Annotated in this window: 1 rRNA gene; it reads left to right on the forward strand. The window is 36.7% G+C overall.

Annotation, left to right across the window (positions count from 1 at the left end):
• Nucleotides 1-50: ribosomal RNA gene (locus LQ694_RS15460) — 16S ribosomal RNA — on the forward strand; the annotation flags it as partial.
• Between the last annotated feature and the right edge of the window lie 321 nt (nucleotides 51-371).

The following is a 371-nucleotide window of genomic DNA, read 5'->3' on the forward strand; positions in this document are numbered from 1 at the left end:
AGTCGTAACAAGGTAGCCGTATCGGAAGGTGCGGCTGGATCACCTCCTTTCTAAGGATATTACGGAATGACCATTAGGTCATGGAATAACGAAGACATATTGTATTCAGTTTTGAATGTTTATAACATTCAACATTGCACATTGAAAACTAGATAAGTAAGCAATAGATTTTACCAAGCAAAAAACCGAGTGAATTTCTAACGAAATTCAACAAGCTTAATAATCGCACGTCGTCTTTATAGACGACATCACAGATTAATAACAGTTATTTTCTTAAACATTATGTATAAGGAAATATAGATTAAGTTATTAAGGGCGCACGGTGGATGCCTTGGCACTAGAAGCCGAAGAAGGACGTTACTAACGACGAT

Origin of the sequence: Mammaliicoccus sp. P-M58 (assembly GCF_022386165.1) — a bacterium.
GTDB lineage: Bacteria > Bacillota > Bacilli > Staphylococcales > Staphylococcaceae > Mammaliicoccus > Mammaliicoccus sciuri.